This window comes from Vibrio sp. 1078-1 (genome assembly GCF_033340475.1).
Genome location: NZ_JAWOWM010000024.1, coordinates 12,171 through 28,747, shown reverse-complemented (window position 1 = coordinate 28,747; position 16,577 = coordinate 12,171). Strand labels below are relative to the sequence as shown.

The 16,577-nt window shown below is 41.2% G+C and carries 22 protein-coding genes and 1 pseudogene; 22 read left to right on the top strand and 1 reads right to left on the bottom strand.

Going from position 1 to position 16,577, the window contains the following annotated elements; genetic code table 11:
* Positions 1–124: 124 nt before the first annotated feature.
* The 22 genes and pseudogenes from R7190_RS23945 (at position 125) to R7190_RS23840 (ending at position 15,296) form a co-directional block, all read left to right on the top strand.
* Complete coding sequence (locus R7190_RS23945; RefSeq protein WP_025634016.1) at positions 125–1,150, top strand: hypothetical protein; 1,026 nt, start codon at positions 125–127, stop codon at positions 1,148–1,150.
* Between the two features lie 184 nt (positions 1,151–1,334).
* Positions 1,335–1,916, top strand: coding sequence for a hypothetical protein (locus R7190_RS23940; protein ID WP_054574975.1), 582 nt, complete (start codon positions 1,335–1,337; stop codon positions 1,914–1,916).
* A 136-nt stretch (positions 1,917–2,052) separates the two neighbouring features.
* Positions 2,053–3,282 carry a site-specific DNA-methyltransferase gene (locus R7190_RS23935; protein WP_054574974.1) on the top strand — a complete coding sequence of 410 codons (1,230 nt, stop codon included), beginning with the start codon at positions 2,053–2,055 and terminating at the stop codon, positions 3,280–3,282.
* Positions 3,283–3,298: 16 nt separating this feature from the next.
* Positions 3,299–3,607, top strand: a complete 309-nt coding sequence (locus R7190_RS23930; RefSeq protein WP_025636508.1) for a hypothetical protein — start codon at positions 3,299–3,301, stop codon at positions 3,605–3,607.
* Positions 3,608–3,835: 228 nt separating this feature from the next.
* Complete coding sequence (locus R7190_RS23925) at positions 3,836–4,489, top strand: hypothetical protein (RefSeq protein ID WP_138058890.1); 654 nt, start codon at positions 3,836–3,838, stop codon at positions 4,487–4,489.
* Positions 4,490–4,498: 9 nt separating this feature from the next.
* Positions 4,499–4,810 carry a hypothetical protein gene (locus tag R7190_RS23920; RefSeq protein ID WP_025636511.1) on the top strand — a complete coding sequence of 104 codons (312 nt, stop codon included), beginning with the start codon at positions 4,499–4,501 and terminating at the stop codon, positions 4,808–4,810.
* 148 nt (positions 4,811–4,958) lie between these two features.
* Complete coding sequence (locus R7190_RS23915) at positions 4,959–5,609, top strand: hypothetical protein (RefSeq protein WP_025634865.1); 651 nt, start codon at positions 4,959–4,961, stop codon at positions 5,607–5,609.
* A gap of 7 nt (positions 5,610–5,616) precedes the next feature.
* A pseudogene (locus R7190_RS23910) lies at positions 5,617–5,892 on the top strand (helix-turn-helix domain-containing protein); the annotation flags it as partial.
* A 435-nt stretch (positions 5,893–6,327) separates the two neighbouring features.
* On the top strand, positions 6,328–6,606 hold the full coding sequence (locus R7190_RS23905; RefSeq protein WP_025634868.1) for a hypothetical protein: 279 nt from the start codon (positions 6,328–6,330) through the stop codon (positions 6,604–6,606).
* Positions 6,606–6,872, top strand: coding sequence for a hypothetical protein (locus R7190_RS23900; RefSeq protein WP_025634869.1), 267 nt, complete (start codon positions 6,606–6,608; stop codon positions 6,870–6,872). Before R7190_RS23905 ends, R7190_RS23900 begins: the two co-directional genes overlap by 1 nt.
* A gap of 15 nt (positions 6,873–6,887) precedes the next feature.
* Entirely contained in the window at positions 6,888–7,127 is a 240-nt protein-coding gene (locus tag R7190_RS23895; RefSeq protein ID WP_138058899.1) for a hypothetical protein, read from the top strand.
* Positions 7,128–7,426: 299 nt separating this feature from the next.
* Positions 7,427–7,606: a hypothetical protein gene (locus R7190_RS23890; RefSeq protein ID WP_077284295.1), complete on the top strand. Its 180-nt coding sequence runs from the start codon at positions 7,427–7,429 to the stop codon at positions 7,604–7,606.
* A gap of 16 nt (positions 7,607–7,622) precedes the next feature.
* Positions 7,623–7,919 (top strand): hypothetical protein, encoded by a 297-nt coding sequence (locus R7190_RS23885; protein WP_025634874.1) that lies wholly within the window; start codon positions 7,623–7,625, stop codon positions 7,917–7,919.
* A gap of 10 nt (positions 7,920–7,929) precedes the next feature.
* Positions 7,930–8,163 carry a hypothetical protein gene (locus tag R7190_RS23880; protein WP_025634875.1) on the top strand — a complete coding sequence of 78 codons (234 nt, stop codon included), beginning with the start codon at positions 7,930–7,932 and terminating at the stop codon, positions 8,161–8,163.
* 11 nt (positions 8,164–8,174) lie between these two features.
* Entirely contained in the window at positions 8,175–8,336 is a 162-nt protein-coding gene (locus R7190_RS23875) for a hypothetical protein (RefSeq protein WP_154216209.1), read from the top strand.
* 84 nt (positions 8,337–8,420) lie between these two features.
* Complete coding sequence (locus R7190_RS23870; protein WP_025634876.1) at positions 8,421–8,675, top strand: hypothetical protein; 255 nt, start codon at positions 8,421–8,423, stop codon at positions 8,673–8,675.
* Positions 8,676–8,693: 18 nt separating this feature from the next.
* The gene (locus tag R7190_RS23865) at positions 8,694–8,900 is read left to right on the top strand and encodes a hypothetical protein (RefSeq protein WP_025634878.1); all 207 of its coding nucleotides are present in this window, start codon (positions 8,694–8,696) and stop codon (positions 8,898–8,900) included.
* Positions 8,901–9,750: 850 nt separating this feature from the next.
* A complete protein-coding gene (locus R7190_RS23860; RefSeq protein ID WP_025634880.1) occupies positions 9,751–10,440 on the top strand; it encodes an HNH endonuclease in 690 nt (229 codons plus the stop codon).
* Positions 10,441–10,447: 7 nt separating this feature from the next.
* Positions 10,448–11,635, top strand: a complete 1,188-nt coding sequence (locus R7190_RS23855) for a hypothetical protein (protein ID WP_025634881.1) — start codon at positions 10,448–10,450, stop codon at positions 11,633–11,635.
* Positions 11,636–11,638: 3 nt separating this feature from the next.
* Positions 11,639–11,905 carry a hypothetical protein gene (locus R7190_RS23850; protein WP_025634882.1) on the top strand — a complete coding sequence of 89 codons (267 nt, stop codon included), beginning with the start codon at positions 11,639–11,641 and terminating at the stop codon, positions 11,903–11,905.
* Positions 11,905–14,928, top strand: a complete 3,024-nt coding sequence (locus R7190_RS23845; protein WP_025634884.1) for a hypothetical protein — start codon at positions 11,905–11,907, stop codon at positions 14,926–14,928. Before R7190_RS23850 ends, R7190_RS23845 begins: the two co-directional genes overlap by 1 nt.
* Positions 14,925–15,296: an RDD family protein gene (locus R7190_RS23840; protein WP_054574970.1), complete on the top strand. Its 372-nt coding sequence runs from the start codon at positions 14,925–14,927 to the stop codon at positions 15,294–15,296. Before R7190_RS23845 ends, R7190_RS23840 begins: the two co-directional genes overlap by 4 nt.
* Here R7190_RS23840 and R7190_RS23835 read toward each other — a convergent pair.
* Positions 15,293–16,513 carry a hypothetical protein gene (locus tag R7190_RS23835; RefSeq protein WP_138058898.1) on the bottom strand — a complete coding sequence of 407 codons (1,221 nt, stop codon included), beginning with the start codon at positions 16,511–16,513 and terminating at the stop codon, positions 15,293–15,295. The genes R7190_RS23840 and R7190_RS23835 overlap by 4 nt on opposite strands.
* Positions 16,514–16,577 lie beyond the last annotated feature (64 nt).

Sequence of the window (16,577 nt, the reverse complement as noted above, 5' to 3'; positions counted from 1 at the left end):
AGCCGACCTTTGGCGAAGACCGCTTCGAGTCATCTGAATTAAAATCTTCACTTACTCAGTATGTTTTTCATTCTAGAGTTCAGTGAGTCGGCCATTGGATTCTGATAAGTATGGAAGCACATATATGAGCGATCTATCCAACCTAAAATTTCCATCAGGGCGTTCCGTTAAGCAAGTCAAAATGGATGCGAAACGTCTGAGAAAATCTCAAGACATAACACTTACCGAAGCATTGAATCAATGTGCAAGCGAAAACGGTATAGCATTACCTTGGGACAAGGCCGTAGAACAACTGAAGCGACAAGCTGTATCAGCATCCATTTTGGAAGAACAAATCTATTTGGATAGTCATTTCAAACCGTCTAACGATTATTTTGACTTGGTTAACAAGGCTAGAGGCTTTCCACCTAAAGACACTACTTCATCATTGCAAATCAATCTCAGTTTACTCCCTAGCCATGTGTACGAGACCCTATTATGTCATCCAACATATAACCGATTAATAGAACGTTTTATGCAATTCTCTGACTTTAAATTGGAAGTCAAACACCCAAATAGAACGGCGCGATACAGGGGAGATGATTGGCACGCTGATTTTAAGTTCGATGGATTTTCGGGTGAAGGTTACAAGCCTTACAATATTGTTTGGCTTGAGTTGAAAGCGTGGCTAATGCAGTTTAGCTCCACTCATAGATTTCATGTTTCTGAGCGAATCGACAAACCATCCTATTCCAAATTAGTGACTCAAACGCATTGGGAGTGGACGCCGCTTGATTTCGTCAACCAACTGGATCTCGATGTAGACAGAGCGTTTTACTGCCAAATGGTTAACGCTGAATTGCCATTTGAGAAAGTGCAGTGGCAAAACACCGACCTATCGGAGCTTATGGAAACGCTAGACCAGCCTGAGTCCTATCAAGCGACCACACTTTTTGAATATACGCTTAACGGTGAAGTGGACACGGTATCGAGCCAGAGCCAAGGTTCAGTTCAAGACTGCAATATCCGAATTCGCACCCTTCAGCTTTACACCAGTGCGCTCAACTCGGTGATGCGCCATTACAAGTTAACCGACCCCAATATCCCCATGAAGCTGCGCGATATCAAAATGGGTGAGCAGCTTTTCTTCGGCCATACTCGCACTCGCTAAACCACATTTCGCATTACCTCGGAATAACAGGGGTAATGCGAGTTTCCTATATAGCAGTCAAGTTCAATACTCTAGCTACGCAAATATATAACTTGCAAATGGCGTAATACGCCATTATAATACAATAAGAAATCAACAAAGCCCTTCTTCGACTATATGGGCATCACAAACAAGGAATACAAACATGCATAACATTACCCCAAATAAAGAGCATTTAATCGTCCCTGTCACTCTAGCTATTCATTCATCAATCACTGATATCGATGAAGTGGCTGATGGGTTAAATGAACTTCTGCGTGGTTCGGTAGACGCTAACTTTATTGCAGACTATAAATTTATTAGTAAAGACAATGAGTTAAGAGTCGCATCCAGTGACGTTGAAGAAGGCGAACTATTTAGTGAGCACGTTGCGATTAACACTCAAATTCACCCTAACTCGCAAGGTGGTAATACAAAGATTGTTTGGGTGGTGGCGACTGACTCACTTTCTTCGACCTCATTCGATTGGTATCCAAATGAGCTGCCAGCACGAAAGCAATATGAAAACGATAAAAGTTTTGTAATGAAGGTTTCAAATACTCAACAGCATTTCTTTGCATTTGAGGTAGACGCTTCTCTCAGTCCTGATGAGGTGACGGATGAAGTAGACGCATTCTATGACGAACACTGCCGTAGTAAAGCATTCAATATGAGTAAGCTAGTTGATTGCTACCCGTTCACCGCCGATGGTTGGGACTATTTAGTGAAAGACTATGATCGTGTCTAGTTCGAACAAAGCGCCTAAATAGACTTTGAGCGCACAGACTTCGACCTCTGTGCGCTCAGTGCAGCTCAAACAAGGTGCAAAAGCTGCATGGCGTATTGTACCCACCCAACCCATTAGATAGCAAGAAAGGACTATTATGAGTACCTATAACCAAATGGAACTCTTCGATGCGGTAGAAGAAGCCTATTTCGACAACGACGGTAAACTTACCCAGAAAGACTTGTATTCAAAAGTAGCCGATAAACTCTCTATAACGCCAAATGAGCACTATGGCGCGGTTGGCAAGCAACAGAGCGTTAATCTGTTCTATCGGGCTGTGCGTTGGGTACAGCAATCGTTAAAGCAGAAAAAACTTCTTACAAACGTAGATAAAGGTGTTTGGGAACTTTGCGGAAGTGCCAAAGATAAGCTTCACACCATTGAAGAAGCAAAAAGTGTTGTAGCCATGTCCACGTCATTGGGGATCATGATCTGCTCAAAGAGTGAGAGTGTGTTTGGCAATGACATCATCGATGAAGATATTGATTTAGTACTTACCTCACCTCCTTATGTACTACAGCAATCCCGAAATTACGGCGGTACAAGCCAAGCGAAAGAGTGGGTAGCGTTCATTATGAACATCATTGACAAAATCTCGCCACGATTGGCTGATGGGGCAAGCATTTGTCTCAATGTCGGACAAGACTCCTTTCACAAAGGGATGCCAGCGCGACAGACCCATATAGAACGACTCATCATTGAGATGGAAGATGCGGGATTATGGCTTGTCGATCGTCTGATATGGCAGAGCAATAAAGCGCCTACACCTTACGCATGGACTTCGTTAAATCGTCACATGTTGAAAGCTTCTTTCGAGTTCTGTCTCCACTTCACAAACAACCCCTTGAAGCTACAAAGCAACAATCAGCGTGTCCTACTTCCTCATAGTGACCGTCACAAGGCATTCGTGCGCAACGGGGGAACACGTACCGCCGCCGTGAATTCTGACGGAGCACACCGCAAAAGTGTCGGTGACTATAGCAACAGCGATTTGGAAAAAGGCAAGCTAGCCTCAAACACGCTTTATTTTGCGAATAAGTGCAAATATAACGAAGCGGTCAATCGTTTTGCAAAAAAACATGGAATGCCAACTCATGGCGCAAAGATGCCGTATCGACTGGCAGAGTTTCTAGTCAAATATCTTTGCCCTGCTGGTGGCCTAGTCGTAGACCCTTTTGGTGGCTCGGGAACCACGGCTCAAGCTTGTGAGGTCACAGGTAGACGTTGGATCTCAATCGAACCCATTCTCCAATACATCAAACAGTCGTTTGTTCGATTCTCTTCTCTGACCGATGACGTTTGGTACAATCCTGCTTTTCTAGCGTAATTCACATTGATTAGTGATGACTTATCAAGAATACAGAGAACTGATCGACAAGTGGACGAAAGCCGTTAACGAAGCTGGTTTTAGGTTGTCCGACGACAAGCTAATACCAACTACATTTTGGAAAACATTTCTGGGTATCAAACGCAAAGTGCATCAGGACATGTATGCCATGAAGCACAACACTAAAGGTGAGGTTTGCCCTGATAAACGTGTCCCCGCTTATTACACAAAAACCATCTACTATGTGAAGCGTCTCGATCACGCAGCGTTTCTCGAAGAGGTGAAGATTCATATTCCTCAGTTTGAAGCAGACAAATCCTCCTAGTGGCGTAATACGCCCTGTAGGTGAGTTTCCTATGAACCTTATAACTAGCTGACTTAGCTCGATTTGAGACGTTAAGTTGTAGTCTTTTTGTACAAACACTGCCATAATAACGCATTAATAGTAGTAATATTGCGTTGGTAGGCAACTTTGGACGGAAGACCTCTATCGAATAATGAACTCAAAAAATTGGTTACGAGCAACTTGAGCCGAGCGAACCCTTGGACATTGGTGAACAAGCTTATTATTCAATTGATGACAACCGCGGCTATGCGCGAAATAGAAATAGCCACTTTGGTTGTGAGCGACTTTATATCAGCAAACGGTGAGCTAAATGAGCTATTCATTATCGATGCAGAACGAGCGTATAACGGGCGAGAAAGGCCAGTTCTATTTTCACACGATGGATTAAAGCAGTCGCTTGAACAGTACATAATGTTACTCAAGGCAGAACAAGTTTTAACCTCACCGCTTGATAGCTATTTGGGGTTGTGTCCTACAGCTCTATTTATTGTGAATCCCGATACATTCCAGCCCTTCGGAATCCAAAAACGAGGGACAAAGGCTGGTGGAGCCGTCAATTACGCTCCTTATACGCTCAACCGCTATGTAGACAAACTCATAGCCAATGCTGAGCTATCAGAAATAGGCATTAATAGAAAAAGTCTAACTCGCTTATACGTCATCGAAGCCTATAAATCAGACATCAGCATCAAAGATATCTGCCTTACAAGTGGACTTTCCGTAGACACCATAATGAAGGTACTGGCGATGGATTTGTCTCAATATTCCCCGCTTGTACAATGGTGGGAGAAGAGAGAGCAAGCAAAAGAGGCGCGAATTAACCGCATGAAAAAAGTTCGCCAATGGACATTTCGAGACTAGAGATAAGTTATGAGATATTTACTGACAACGGGGCATCGCATTCCCAAATTCTATAAAACTGACGGTTCAATTGTAGAAGTCGAACTGAACTATGTTGAGAACAAAACGGTTTCATCCATTGATGAGCATGGAGGCCTTAGCCATGTGAAGATTGGCGGCACGCCACCATGTGTGGGTAATGTCTGGTTAGTGGACTCGGTAGAAGAATCACTGCATAAGTTAGAAGCTAATGGAGTGTACCCGTTCATCACCAAAGCTGCTGCTAGAGAGAATGCCAAGCGTCTGGAGTTGAAGACATTTAAATACATTGCTGTACCCTAAAAACGAAAAGACCTGCGCTAAGCGCAGGTCTTTTCTTTATCATATGTCTTTGGTGGGCTGCCGAAGCAGGGATATCCAAAGCTCTCAAGACGTATATTAGGCCATTTTGCCCTGCAGGTCAATAACCAACGATATTCAAGGAGCTTCAATGCCTCACAATGCTATTGAACAAACTCTGTCGGTGAGTCGGTTTTCTACATACCGGAATGCCATTATTGCAGCTCAAGGAGCTGACTGTCCAATTACCGCGCTTCAACTCTATGAGTGGAATGCTCAGTTGGCCTCAAGATTTTTCTTTCCATTACATATCTACGAAGTCGCGCTGCGCAATGCTATCTCCGAGGCGTTATCAAAGCGGTATGGACAAGATTGGCCTACTAACTCGGTTTTTGTGAACTCACTTAATAATCAAGACAAACATACTTTGAATCAAGCGCTTTCGGGTGGCTATAACGGTGTAGGTAAACTATTGCCTGAACTAAAATTTGTATTCTTTGAGAACATGTTAACCAAACGCCACGATGGGCGTATTTGGAAGCCATATATCAATGATGTATTTCCTAATGCACCTCAAACCTTGACTGCACCAGAGCTACGAAAACAGCTTAAAGATGCGTGCTACGTCATCAGGAAGTTTAGGAATCGTTGCGGTCACCATGAGCCAGTATTCAACAACCAGAATCTTGCCTACATTATGCCCTACATGGCAGAAACTATGAGGTGGCGATGCTCTGATACCTATCATTGGTTTAACCAGCAAGAAACCGTATCAGAACTCTTATCAAACCCTGTTATTTGAGGCTTGCATGACTGAAAAACCAAGCAAAACACAAACCTCGTTTCTTCGTAGGCTTATGGTGGCATACTTAATTGATACGGGCAAAAACACCGTACCGCTGATCATAGAAACAACAGGAATGCCACGCAGAACCGCTCAGGATACCATTAAGGCTCTCAATGAATTAGAAATTGAGATTGAACAATATAATCGCGGTTGTTACCGCATATTGAGTTGGGGAGCGGTAGATAAGAATTGGATAAAAAACAACTTTCAGCACGTCTGTAGTGTGCTATCATATCCTCAATATGAAATTAGCGAGGTAAGTGATATGTCATACGAACAAGTTGTCCATGACCAAAGCCTATATTGTGCTACTCAATCGCTTGAGTTAGCTCAACAACTTTCTGTCTTGTCTAGAGCGTCAGAGTCCACAGAAAGAACTCGTAACGCAAAACAACTCATGAAGAAGTTAAACGACAATGAGAGTCGTATAGCAGCTCTGCGCCACATATATCGTACCGTCGGTAGAGAGGATTTAGAGCACTTGTTGTTCGAACTTACCAATCTAACAATGGAAGAACATTCAACAGCCCTGAGTGATCCTGATGGATGGAAGCGAGCATTGCAAATCGGAGGGCAAGCTGATGATGGAGAATCTTATGTCGCTCCAACGAAAGAGTTAAACCAATGGCGTATCAAGTTCATCGAAGCTATTCAATCTAAGTAGAGGCTACAAATGAGAAACTTACACGGAAAACGACCTACACCAGATACAGTTTATGTTTCAGAAAGTGGTCAACGTATTTACGTGGAAGATGTCATTGGTGAGGAAGATGACGAATTCTACTTGGTTATGATAGTTCCAGCCGAAGATAAAGACGACATGGGTGCAATGGGTGATGAATTAGACCCTCATCAGTGGGTCGAAATGATGAACACACTTGGCCTAGAACCAGAAGTTGAAGCTGGTGGAGCGGAGCTAGAGCACCTGCGCTCAATGTTTACGAAACAGTAATGGGAAACATCATGGTCGTTTTAGAGGAACTTAAATCACATGGCGGCGCAGTCATATCGCTTGTTAGACCACTACCGGAACACGACTTAATGATAGGCATAAATGCTGATAATCTCTTTGTACGTCATAAACTAGAAGATGTTGTTTTTGAAGGTTCAGAATTACGAAACTACAAATATATCCTTAAACTAACAAACATCGAAGCTGATGAAATTAAACGATGGCTAGAGCTGTATTCATCTAGCCAGCCACAGCAGGAAAATTGAAGGAGATTTATGCAGATGGGCGAGAATGCAAAAGTAGCTATTGGATTATTGATCAATCTAATTGTAATGGGCTTACTGACTTTTGCTCAAGCCGCAGGAATGTTATTTGATGCATCAAATGTATTTGATCGCGCACCAAATCCAATCACATGGTTCGTTGTTGCGAGTGGTTGGATTGCTTTCTTTATCATGTTGTGGGTTTTTCTCACTCGAAACTTGAACCAACACAATCACAAAAAGGATAGGCCGCAATAGCGGCATTGAAAAAATTTAATGGAAAATGAATCGAAACTGTCGGGGTTGTTCTGCCCAAACTGTCAATCACAGTGCGTTTGGCAAGGCGGAGATTTGGTTTGCCCTGATTGCTGTGAACAGTACACTGGTGATGAAGAATAGGAAAATGGGTTTCTGCAAAAGGTACTTAGACTTATTAAGAGTGCCTTTGACAGAAGCAGGAAGCTTTTTTAGTCGGTTTTTCAAAGTGCTTCGCAAAGCGGTGTAAACAACCACCGATTCGCAGCCGTAAGCTGCCTGAAGATATAGAGGAAATCGAGATGACGGAAAACTTGAAAGTACAGACAATGTTATTCGCTACAAGCGTTGAATTGGAGTGTCCACATTGCGGTGAAATAGAATCTGGTTTCGTTGGCAACCCTGCGGGTGAAGTGTTTACCTGTGATAGCTGTGATGAGAAATATAAAGTTCACTCCGAAGCAGATATTGAACACAAATAAGTGATGGGAAAATGAAATGACGAACATGATAAGCACTCTACGTAAGCGTGTACGTGAAAACGGTTCGGCAAGCATTTCTATTGATGAGTTTAATCAGTTACAGGCTGAATGGATAAAACGAGTCTATCCAACGGAAACATTAGCATTGAAAGCACTAATTGCTCTTGAATCTGAAAGTGAAGACGCAGCGCTAGATATTCTAAATGGCTACGCTCTAATGGATCTCGTGTATGTTAGCAATTTATGCAACCAATTAAACGAGTTGACGAAGTGTGTTGATCTAATGGCAACTGAACAATCTAAATCTAGTTAGGAAACATCGGATGGTAGACGTAAACACCAAAGGCGTTAATGACGCATTTGAAAGGCTAAGTGCTGCGGCTTTACAAAATGCAGATAGTGAAGGTAATTGCGTTGTTGATGCTAACGACTTAAGTACATTGTTAATGGCCTTTACGCTCTCTAAGCCAAAGAATGTAAATACCTATGGTAATGGTGAAGAAACAAGTCATATTGTGACTCAGACACTCTCAGATTTTACCGCTAAAGCAGAATAGGAATAATGAACATGGATTTAGTCGAAAAAGAACACAGAAAACTTGTAGCAAAAGAATCTGAAAGGTTGATGAAAGTTGGCCGTAAAACTAATGCCTCATCTATTCCTCTGTCGGGTGAAGACAAGAGCAAACCTGCTTGGCCGACCCCTCGAAAAAGCAAAAAAGCCAATTAGGAAACTTCAAGCTTGTGCAAAAGGTACTTATAACACAGTAGAGTGCCTTTAACAGGAGTGTGATTAACGAAGAAGGAAATCAGGATGTTAACCAAAAGCGAACGACAACGATATTCAAATGCACTTAAAGGTCTGAAAGCGCAAGCTAGTGCGGTGTCCGAAGCATTACCGAGTAAACCCGATATAGATACCTTGGGTAAAGCGCAGTCTTTAATGTCCGAACATGACAGCGAATGCAAGGCAATTTACAGATTGGTAATGAAACGAGGTGTACCTATTCCTGAACTGGATGAAGCTCTTTTATTCGAATGGTTAGAAGAACCCGTTCAAGCACTGTAATCAATATTGGAAACAAACATGCCAGAACCAAAAACTAACCACCGGAAGTTCGCGGACTTTATTACTAACGTTTCAGCCCTTGCTAGTGCCTATTTCTTAGTCCGATTTGTCCTAGATTTTTCTCTAGAAACTCTAATCGAGAATGAAAATTTAATGTGGTTCTTCATTTTCGCTTTTATTACTGCAGTGTATGGTTTTATCTACGGAAAAAACGGCAAAAAATGACATTGTAAACAACTAGATTGTGTAAAAGGTATTGAATTACTCCTACATGCTTATGACAACGGTCAAAATAGGCGATTCAAATGGATTAATGCCATCAGAACAACTTGATAACAAAGAGGGAGCCATGTTCAACATAAGAACTAGACACTCGGTTGATGTGACACTATGGCCACTAGAAGAACCGTGGGTGGTGCTTAAAGGTCAGTAAACCCGACTAAAACTGGTGATGCTGTTGGAGAGCTAAGTGATCTCTTTGATGTTGCCCTATACAACCGCCCATGTACAAGCAGAAGCGTAAGATAGATAAGCTAGTTAAGACGCTGCTGAAACCTAAAAAGAAACATTAACTGGATAAGGAAAACTGTATGACAAGTGTATATAAACTGATATGCGAGCGAGCCTATTTTGTTGGGTATGAGCAGCTTTTCTTGCCAAGAAGTTTTAGGCGGCTGGTTGCTAGAAGTGAGTTGCATAGAGCTTGGTTAGCAGGTAATCAAGGTAATATCGGTGAGACCGATGGCGTTTTGTATCGGAAATGGTTCACTAACCGCAAGCATCATACAAATGCCACTATTAAACAGCTATGGCGTAGCATAAATCGATAACCCGAAACATCAGCATTTATAAGCAACAGATAAAGAAAGAAGCCACATCCTTACTCATAATCGCTCGCCATCCTCTACTGTTCACCAGCCCACGTTATAAAGATATCAATCGGAAAAGTACTCAGTTCGATCTTGGCATAAGCGCTTACTTAACGCCTCTCCAAATTATTCCTTGTTAATCATCCCAATTATTATGATAATTGGGGTATTGTAAAATATCCACAAATGACATATATAGGTGAGTAATGTTCATAGGTGTTAGTAGAAGCCATCAATGGCGTTTATCAGAACCACCAGAACCATCTGATGATAAAGACTTTCAACTAAAAAGGGTGGAGTTTTTATCAGATGTTGACTATCGATGTACTGATTGCCATTTTCGTTCAGAAAAGTATCAACATGTTCATCACAAGGATGGGAATCACAAACATAACGAAATCATTAACTTTGAGTGTAAATGCCCTCTATGTCATATGTGTGAACATCTGGGTTTTGTTGCAGATAATAAACTTGCCACTTTAGTTTTTTGTCCCTCTTTGACCCAGGAGGAGCTCAATGCTTACGTTCGAATATCTTGGGTTGCAAATTACTTAGCAAAAATCCAAGGTCCAGAAAAATGCGGTACTACGCTTCTGCGTATTGCACGCGATACAGGGCTCTGGATCGAGCTTCTTTCTGCTACGGCGCAGCAAGTAAGTCAAGTGTACAAAATAACCAACATTAGGGCACTAGCTGAAGACTTTCGTGCTATGGATGACAAAGAGTATTCCGAACGTCAGTTAAAGTACCCTCATTTAAGGTTGCTGTTTACTCCAGATCCCTTTTCTCGAGAGATAGAGGAGTGGAGTAGGAACCAAGACTTCTTTTCAGATTTCTATGACCCAAACAATTGGCCAGAAATAGTGAACAACCATATCTCTAGTTTAGAAGGATAGGATATTAATGAACACATATGGCGTAGCGATATTCAACGATGAAAAAAAACCTAGGAGTGGATTCTCTTGTGTCGATGGCAAGGTGAAGGAGTTTAGTTCCTATTCTGATTTGGAGATGTCTACAATTTGGGTAACTAACATTCAACACTCTATATTTCAAAAAGAAGCCCTCTACAAAGTACCTAACTTACGTTCGTCGCAATATTTAAGGTTGTCTTTACAACAGATAATGAGGGAGTTGAATGTTAAAAAAGATATTGAAGGTATTCAACATTTAGCAAAGCTAGTTCAGTCAATTGCTGCAGATCTACAGGGTAAATTCGAACTTAATCCGGACTACCTTCGATATCGCCTTGGTGGTGAAATCCCACAATACTTGGAATCACAAGGGTTCCTACCTTCTGAACTACTAAATATAAGTGAACTCGCAGACGCTTCAGCTAAAGCGGCATTAAATGATGCGTATCAGTCATTCCAAGGTACTGTAAAGTCTGCAAACGGAAAGATCTATCATTATACCTTACCAAGGGTTGCGCATTTCGAATACTTAATGAATCAAAACTTTCCTTTGGATAACAATTGGGAAGAATTTACGTTTAGTAGCGATGGGCCAATTGTTGCTGGATATAAAAACAAAGTACTACTCCCTGATACAGAAAAAGTCATAATAGGTTTAAAGAACCTCCATAAAAATACTGCTGCAATTCTAAATATCAAAGTAAAGTCTATCGACCCAAAGCGAGCTCAAAGTTTTACCTTTGGAATCGAAGGTGTGAAATCTACAACGAGAATATGGGCTGCTCTTCCAGAGGTTATTGATATTTTACGTTACTGTGAGGTTGAAATTTTGGGAGGCCTGAAAACTAATGCTGGTAAGTTGGATGTAAGGCCTGAAATAGACCTATCAAAAAATAGATATAGTTACTCTAAAGGTGTGGTCAGTGAAAATATTTGGTGTGCCTTAGCCGATAAAGTCCACTTAGGAAGTCAAAAACAAGCTACTGGCCTGGGAGTGTACCTCAGAGCATATGACAGGATTATTTGCTCCAAACTTGCGGAAGCGTTTATGAAAGCAGGTTTCGTCGGCGGTGGGTTTGGTGTCGGTGCGGCAAGGGTTTGGTTAAGTAGCCAAGATGTAAAAAAAGCCAATATTATTGCAGAAAAATTTGGCGCAATGCCAGATATCGGAGTGTAGAAAATGGAAATTGAACCGCTAGAAATTTTCTCAGATGGTCAAATGCCCGAGACATACAAAAAGCTTCAAGATTTGAATGTGTTCGGAAAGCTTAACTCACAGTTTCATAACTCGTTTGGGGTACAGGATGTCATTAAACTAGATCAAATTGAACAGCTAGATGATGCGGATAAGAAAGCTCAAATGAGTGAATTAATCACAGCCCTATCTACAAGAAGAGTGGATACTCAACCAGTTATTGCGAAGAAAGTAAAGAGGTTAACTATCTAATGGGAGCTCTTTCATTTTTAGCGAATCTAATCGCCTATAAACCCTATGAGATTTGTCAATTAGAAACAACATCAAGCATTGACCCTCACTCACTGCTAACTCACGATGGTTCAATGGTTACCCTACTAAAGTTGAACGGGGCTTACAGGTTCTACTCAAATAAGCAGGAGCTTGCCATACTTGACTTTATGGCAAGTAGAGCTCGACAAAATTTTACAGACAGTGGAAACAGAATAGATTTTGTTATCGATATTGATTCAAGTCGTTCTGAGAGCTTTGTGAACAAGTGTCTTAATACAGTGGACTCTGTATCAAAAACGATGGGCTACCAAAATGAGAAGTTAAACAAGACTGAAAAGAGCCTCATTTCTCAGCTAATTAAGCCAGAGATGACCTATATTGTATTGACTACGACACCCCAAACTCTTGATAGACCAAACATCAAAGAGGGTAATGAAAATAGAAAAAAATTGGCAGATGAATATGGTCACAGTTTAAGCAGTAGCTCTAAGACCCAGAATCACTGGGTAGAAACGATGCAGATTTACGACCAGCATCGTTCTTTTGTTACAGAAATGACTAATATTTTTTCTGAGTACGTTCTATTCGAAAAACTAGAGTCTCATCGTGCATTAAAGGAAATCAGAGATCTTCTATACCGAGACTTTGAAAACCAGGACCGTTGGAAACCTTCCACACGACAAGAATCATCTCCTAAAATAATGAGCAATCATACCTACAAGGTTGATACTGATGAGATTGGGCATAGCTCCATACATTCGCAGATAGTAGAACAGCCTTTTGAGGATGCTAAAAGACCTGACTTTAAGTTTTTCAATGGTCACTGCTATACCACGCTTGAGCGTTACTTAGTCGGGGATGAGCCTATGTTAATGAGGAGTTTTATAAACCGTGTTAACAGAGATGTTCCTATGCGTATATCGTACACTCTGGTTTCTGGCTCCCAAAGTATACAAACCTCTAAAATGACTAAATCGAGTCTCACCACATTCGTTGCTAAAACTAACCCAATATCAAGTGAAATTCTGAAAGCCTGTAATAAGACAACAAAGTTCATTCAAGAAGGAGGGTGTGCAGTAGAGTGTTATATGTCGGTGACTGTTTGGGGTGATAACGAAACGGAAACTAATACACGTTTCAAAGCCGTACAAAGTGCACTTAGAGGTTGGGGAGGGGAAAGGCAACGTATGTGCTCATTTCCTATAGAGGGCCTTTTATCCTCTTTACCTGGCTATAGCTCAAGGCCTGTTGGGAGAGCGAGTAATGACAGTATTGAAACAGCCTTCTCGTCCGCTCCAATCATACGTCCTGCCTCGCCGTGGGACTCCGGCGTATTGCTCTATATCACACCTGATGGCAAGCCATGGCCTATTGACTTTGACTCAACACAGTCACATCACTTGAATTTAGTTAGTGGATCTATGGGTTCTGGTAAGTCAGTTCAAGCTGGTGTATTAACCAGGGCAATGCATTTCTTAGCTGGAACGACATCGTTGCCTCTTATTGCGGGGGTCGACTATGGTGAGTCAATATTATTCACTGCCGAAACTGTTAGGGCAAACCTGAAGAAAGAGGATAGAGCTAAAGTAGGGGCAATCAGTCTTGCCAATGAAAAGACAAGCGCTTACAACATGCTTGAGCCACAATATGGTTACAATAAATTGGCTAAGCCGGAGAACAACACTGCGACTGCTTTTGTTACTAAGATAGTCAATGGTGGCTCGAAACAGCCAATCCACGTACAACTTGATAACTGTGTTTCAGCAATAATTGACAGTATGGTAGCAAAGGCTATTTCACAGCCTAGGAAAATTGACCCTTCGCAACCCGGCGTCGATAAAATACAGAAAGAGCTTGCTCACCATCTTGTACAAAAACATTTAAAGAGCGAGTCGTCGTACAGCTACCTAAACGCCCGTAATGCCCTATACAAAGCATCGAATGAAGAAGGTATATCTAACGCTCAACGACAATATTTCCTAAGATTGTCAAAAATAGCTCATAGGTATATTTGGCCGCTGATCTCTGACTTACCCAAAGAGGTAAAGTCGGCTGAACAGCAAAGCGCTATGGGTTCTTTCAAAGTTGGAGGAGAAAAACTACTGGACCTAATTGGTGCTTCAGTGCAGCTGATGACAGATCGATATAGCGCAATTTTAGGCTCATATCCGATGGTAGATTACTCTGACCTTTCAATGCTGTTTGTAAACGCTAAACCAGTTGTAGATTCCGCCCCAGCAGCGATGAAAAATGCATGGTTTATTCTTGCAAAAGGTCTAGCTCAAAGGCATTTCTGGGTACATGAAGATGATGTAAAAAATGATGCAGATCCTGTGTTTTATAAGCGTGCACTTCGAATTGCTCGAGCGAAAAAGCCTTTACCCAAGTATTACTTCCAAGACGAATACGAACAGGCTCAATGTCCTGAGTTAGATGAAAACTTTGATAAAGAAGTAAAAACAGCGCGTAAGTATCGTGAGATCATCACTTTATTGACACAGATGTACGAAGCTTTCCCTCCATCTATCCGCGACTTGGCTACTAATACCTTCATTTGCAACATCCCAGGTGTAGGTACAGAACGGGTGATTAAGGAACAGTTTAAGCTAACAGATGATGAGTTTGAATCTATAGAATCGTATGTCGGTAAAGCTGGAATTTTAAATGGCATGGGGCGCGGACTCTTGTACATAGGTAAGCTGAAGAAAATACAAGCGCCAATTATTCAACCTATCGTATCGGTGTTACCTCCTGGCTTAGTATGGTCATTAGCTAGTGATGCCGAAGATGTTCATGTCAGAAGAAAAGTAAAAGAGGCATTAGGTGATTCAGTACCTTATGATGAATTGAATATTGCACTAGGACAGGTTTTGTCGTTCCCAGATATGAAAGCACTCATCAAGAGGAAGGGTGAAGTCGATGATATGACTGACAAAGATGTTTACATTGATTGTATCAATAGGGTTAAAGAACATATTTTATTAAACGGAGTTGGTACGTGATAAAGAGATTATTGGCATTTGTAACCGACTATTGTTTGATTAGCTTGTTATTCGGTATTTTAGAGTTTTACGTCTTTGATCTAAATGCGTTGACTATCCAAAGCATAGGTTATTTCTATGTGTTCTTTTTCTTTACGATGATGGGCCAATACATACTTTTGAAGAGGACGTTAGGGGAAAAAATATTCAAACTTCAGGTGCAAGGAAAAGAAGGTGAGAACGTTGAGGTTTCTACTTATGTGTATCGTTTGTTCGGTACTCTAATTTGCTTAACGGTGCCGATTTTGTTCTTGATAGTTGTTTTCCCTAAACGTCGATCTCTGTCTGACCGAATGAGCTCGAGTAACGTCAAAACTCGTATAGTTTAAAGAATCTTTTCTGTGGCAATATCTACTGGCTCATCAGGGGATATTGTCATTGAGTGGTTAACACGCCATAGAGAAATGGGTGAGCGACTAAATCTATCTAAGTTATAAATCGAATCGTCAATTTGAACCATACTCCGGTAAATCACTTTTCCATGATTATTCTTCAGTTGCAAGATAAAGCTCGGAGTGGAGTAGTCCGAAGTGTTTCTTTGCATCTGAGTGGTTAGTATTTTCTGAATACTGTAACGTTTTGAGCCATTATCGATTTTAGATATTAGTGCGGTAAAAACCCTGCGTTCGAATGATGAAGTAATAGGTACCTGATTTGTCAATGAAACGATTGGTTGGATGTAAACGGTGTGTAGCTTAATTCTTTCAGAGTGCATTTGGCATAAGGTTGCTAAGACGAAATAAGGTCCTTCCACTTCTTTAAGTGCCGATTTGGCTAAAGGGCTCACCAAACGGGTAAACGACAGACACGTGTCATCAATTACTAAAGAATGTTCTTTTAACTCAATAGTATTGGTGATGAACATGCAAAATGCTTGTGGGCGTCCAGGGCCTTTCCACCCAGCCCCGATTTTACGATAGAGTTTTGAAAAAGCGTATCTCAAACCTGTTGGTCCGATAAATATGTATTTATCAAGAGTACTACTTCCAAAGAGGATTTTATTGGCAGAGCTCTTAAGTTTGAATAAGTGCTGTTCAGCCGACATAGATTTTCCGGAGAAATGCCAATTTGTTAGTGTGTCGGTTAATAAATGATAATACAGCCTTTCTAACTTACTCTCTCCATGCCGTACACTGGGCGTTCGTGTTGAAGTTGACTTTGGATTAGTTGAATCAGTTCCTGTAGAAGGGAAAGCTCTGTGATAAATAAAGGTATTAAAATCTGATTCTTCGGACTCAGGCGAAATATCTCTACTTACCGCTTCTCTGCAACCTTTTATGTCTGAGTACAAGGGACAATTTTTCAGATGTTGGCCATGCTCATAATGATTCACCATGAATATGTAATCCCCCCTTTTACGTAGATACATTGTGGCTGGTGGTGATACACAGTGGCAATTGAGTACTGAATCAGAAAGACGGAGAATTTTTAATTTGGATTGGGCTTCTGGGCTTTTAATACGATTTTTAAGCAGCAAGGAAGGTTGTTCAAAAGTGTGATGTTCAGAGTCCACATTTTTATCAGAACTAGATACAGTTATGTGCATGCGAACACCTATTAATAGAATGCAAAAATATACCACATTAGCTATGAGACAATACCGCCTGTCA

What these genes read in the sequence shown, in the direction of transcription:
- R7190_RS23945 (WP_025634016.1), top strand. Translation starts at nt 125, where the DNA reads ATGAGCGATCTATCCAACCTAAAATTTCCATCAGGGCGTTCCGTTAAG.
- R7190_RS23940 (WP_054574975.1), top strand. Translation starts at nt 1,335, where the DNA reads ATGCATAACATTACCCCAAATAAAGAGCATTTAATCGTCCCTGTCACT.
- R7190_RS23935 (WP_054574974.1), top strand. Translation starts at nt 2,053, where the DNA reads ATGAGTACCTATAACCAAATGGAACTCTTCGATGCGGTAGAAGAAGCC.
- R7190_RS23930 (WP_025636508.1), top strand. Translation starts at nt 3,299, where the DNA reads ATGACTTATCAAGAATACAGAGAACTGATCGACAAGTGGACGAAAGCC.
- R7190_RS23920 (WP_025636511.1), top strand. Translation starts at nt 4,499, where the DNA reads ATGAGATATTTACTGACAACGGGGCATCGCATTCCCAAATTCTATAAA.
- R7190_RS23915 (WP_025634865.1), top strand. Translation starts at nt 4,959, where the DNA reads ATGCCTCACAATGCTATTGAACAAACTCTGTCGGTGAGTCGGTTTTCT.
- R7190_RS23905 (WP_025634868.1), top strand. Translation starts at nt 6,328, where the DNA reads ATGAGAAACTTACACGGAAAACGACCTACACCAGATACAGTTTATGTT.
- R7190_RS23900 (WP_025634869.1), top strand. Translation starts at nt 6,606, where the DNA reads ATGGGAAACATCATGGTCGTTTTAGAGGAACTTAAATCACATGGCGGC.
- R7190_RS23895 (WP_138058899.1), top strand. Translation starts at nt 6,888, where the DNA reads ATGGGCGAGAATGCAAAAGTAGCTATTGGATTATTGATCAATCTAATT.
- R7190_RS23890 (WP_077284295.1), top strand. Translation starts at nt 7,427, where the DNA reads ATGACGGAAAACTTGAAAGTACAGACAATGTTATTCGCTACAAGCGTT.
- R7190_RS23885 (WP_025634874.1), top strand. Translation starts at nt 7,623, where the DNA reads ATGACGAACATGATAAGCACTCTACGTAAGCGTGTACGTGAAAACGGT.
- R7190_RS23880 (WP_025634875.1), top strand. Translation starts at nt 7,930, where the DNA reads ATGGTAGACGTAAACACCAAAGGCGTTAATGACGCATTTGAAAGGCTA.
- R7190_RS23875 (WP_154216209.1), top strand. Translation starts at nt 8,175, where the DNA reads ATGGATTTAGTCGAAAAAGAACACAGAAAACTTGTAGCAAAAGAATCT.
- R7190_RS23870 (WP_025634876.1), top strand. Translation starts at nt 8,421, where the DNA reads ATGTTAACCAAAAGCGAACGACAACGATATTCAAATGCACTTAAAGGT.
- R7190_RS23865 (WP_025634878.1), top strand. Translation starts at nt 8,694, where the DNA reads ATGCCAGAACCAAAAACTAACCACCGGAAGTTCGCGGACTTTATTACT.
- R7190_RS23860 (WP_025634880.1), top strand. Translation starts at nt 9,751, where the DNA reads ATGTTCATAGGTGTTAGTAGAAGCCATCAATGGCGTTTATCAGAACCA.
- R7190_RS23855 (WP_025634881.1), top strand. Translation starts at nt 10,448, where the DNA reads ATGAACACATATGGCGTAGCGATATTCAACGATGAAAAAAAACCTAGG.
- R7190_RS23850 (WP_025634882.1), top strand. Translation starts at nt 11,639, where the DNA reads ATGGAAATTGAACCGCTAGAAATTTTCTCAGATGGTCAAATGCCCGAG.
- R7190_RS23845 (WP_025634884.1), top strand. Translation starts at nt 11,905, where the DNA reads ATGGGAGCTCTTTCATTTTTAGCGAATCTAATCGCCTATAAACCCTAT.
- R7190_RS23835 (WP_138058898.1), bottom strand. Translation starts at nt 16,513, where the DNA reads ATGCACATAACTGTATCTAGTTCTGATAAAAATGTGGACTCTGAACAT.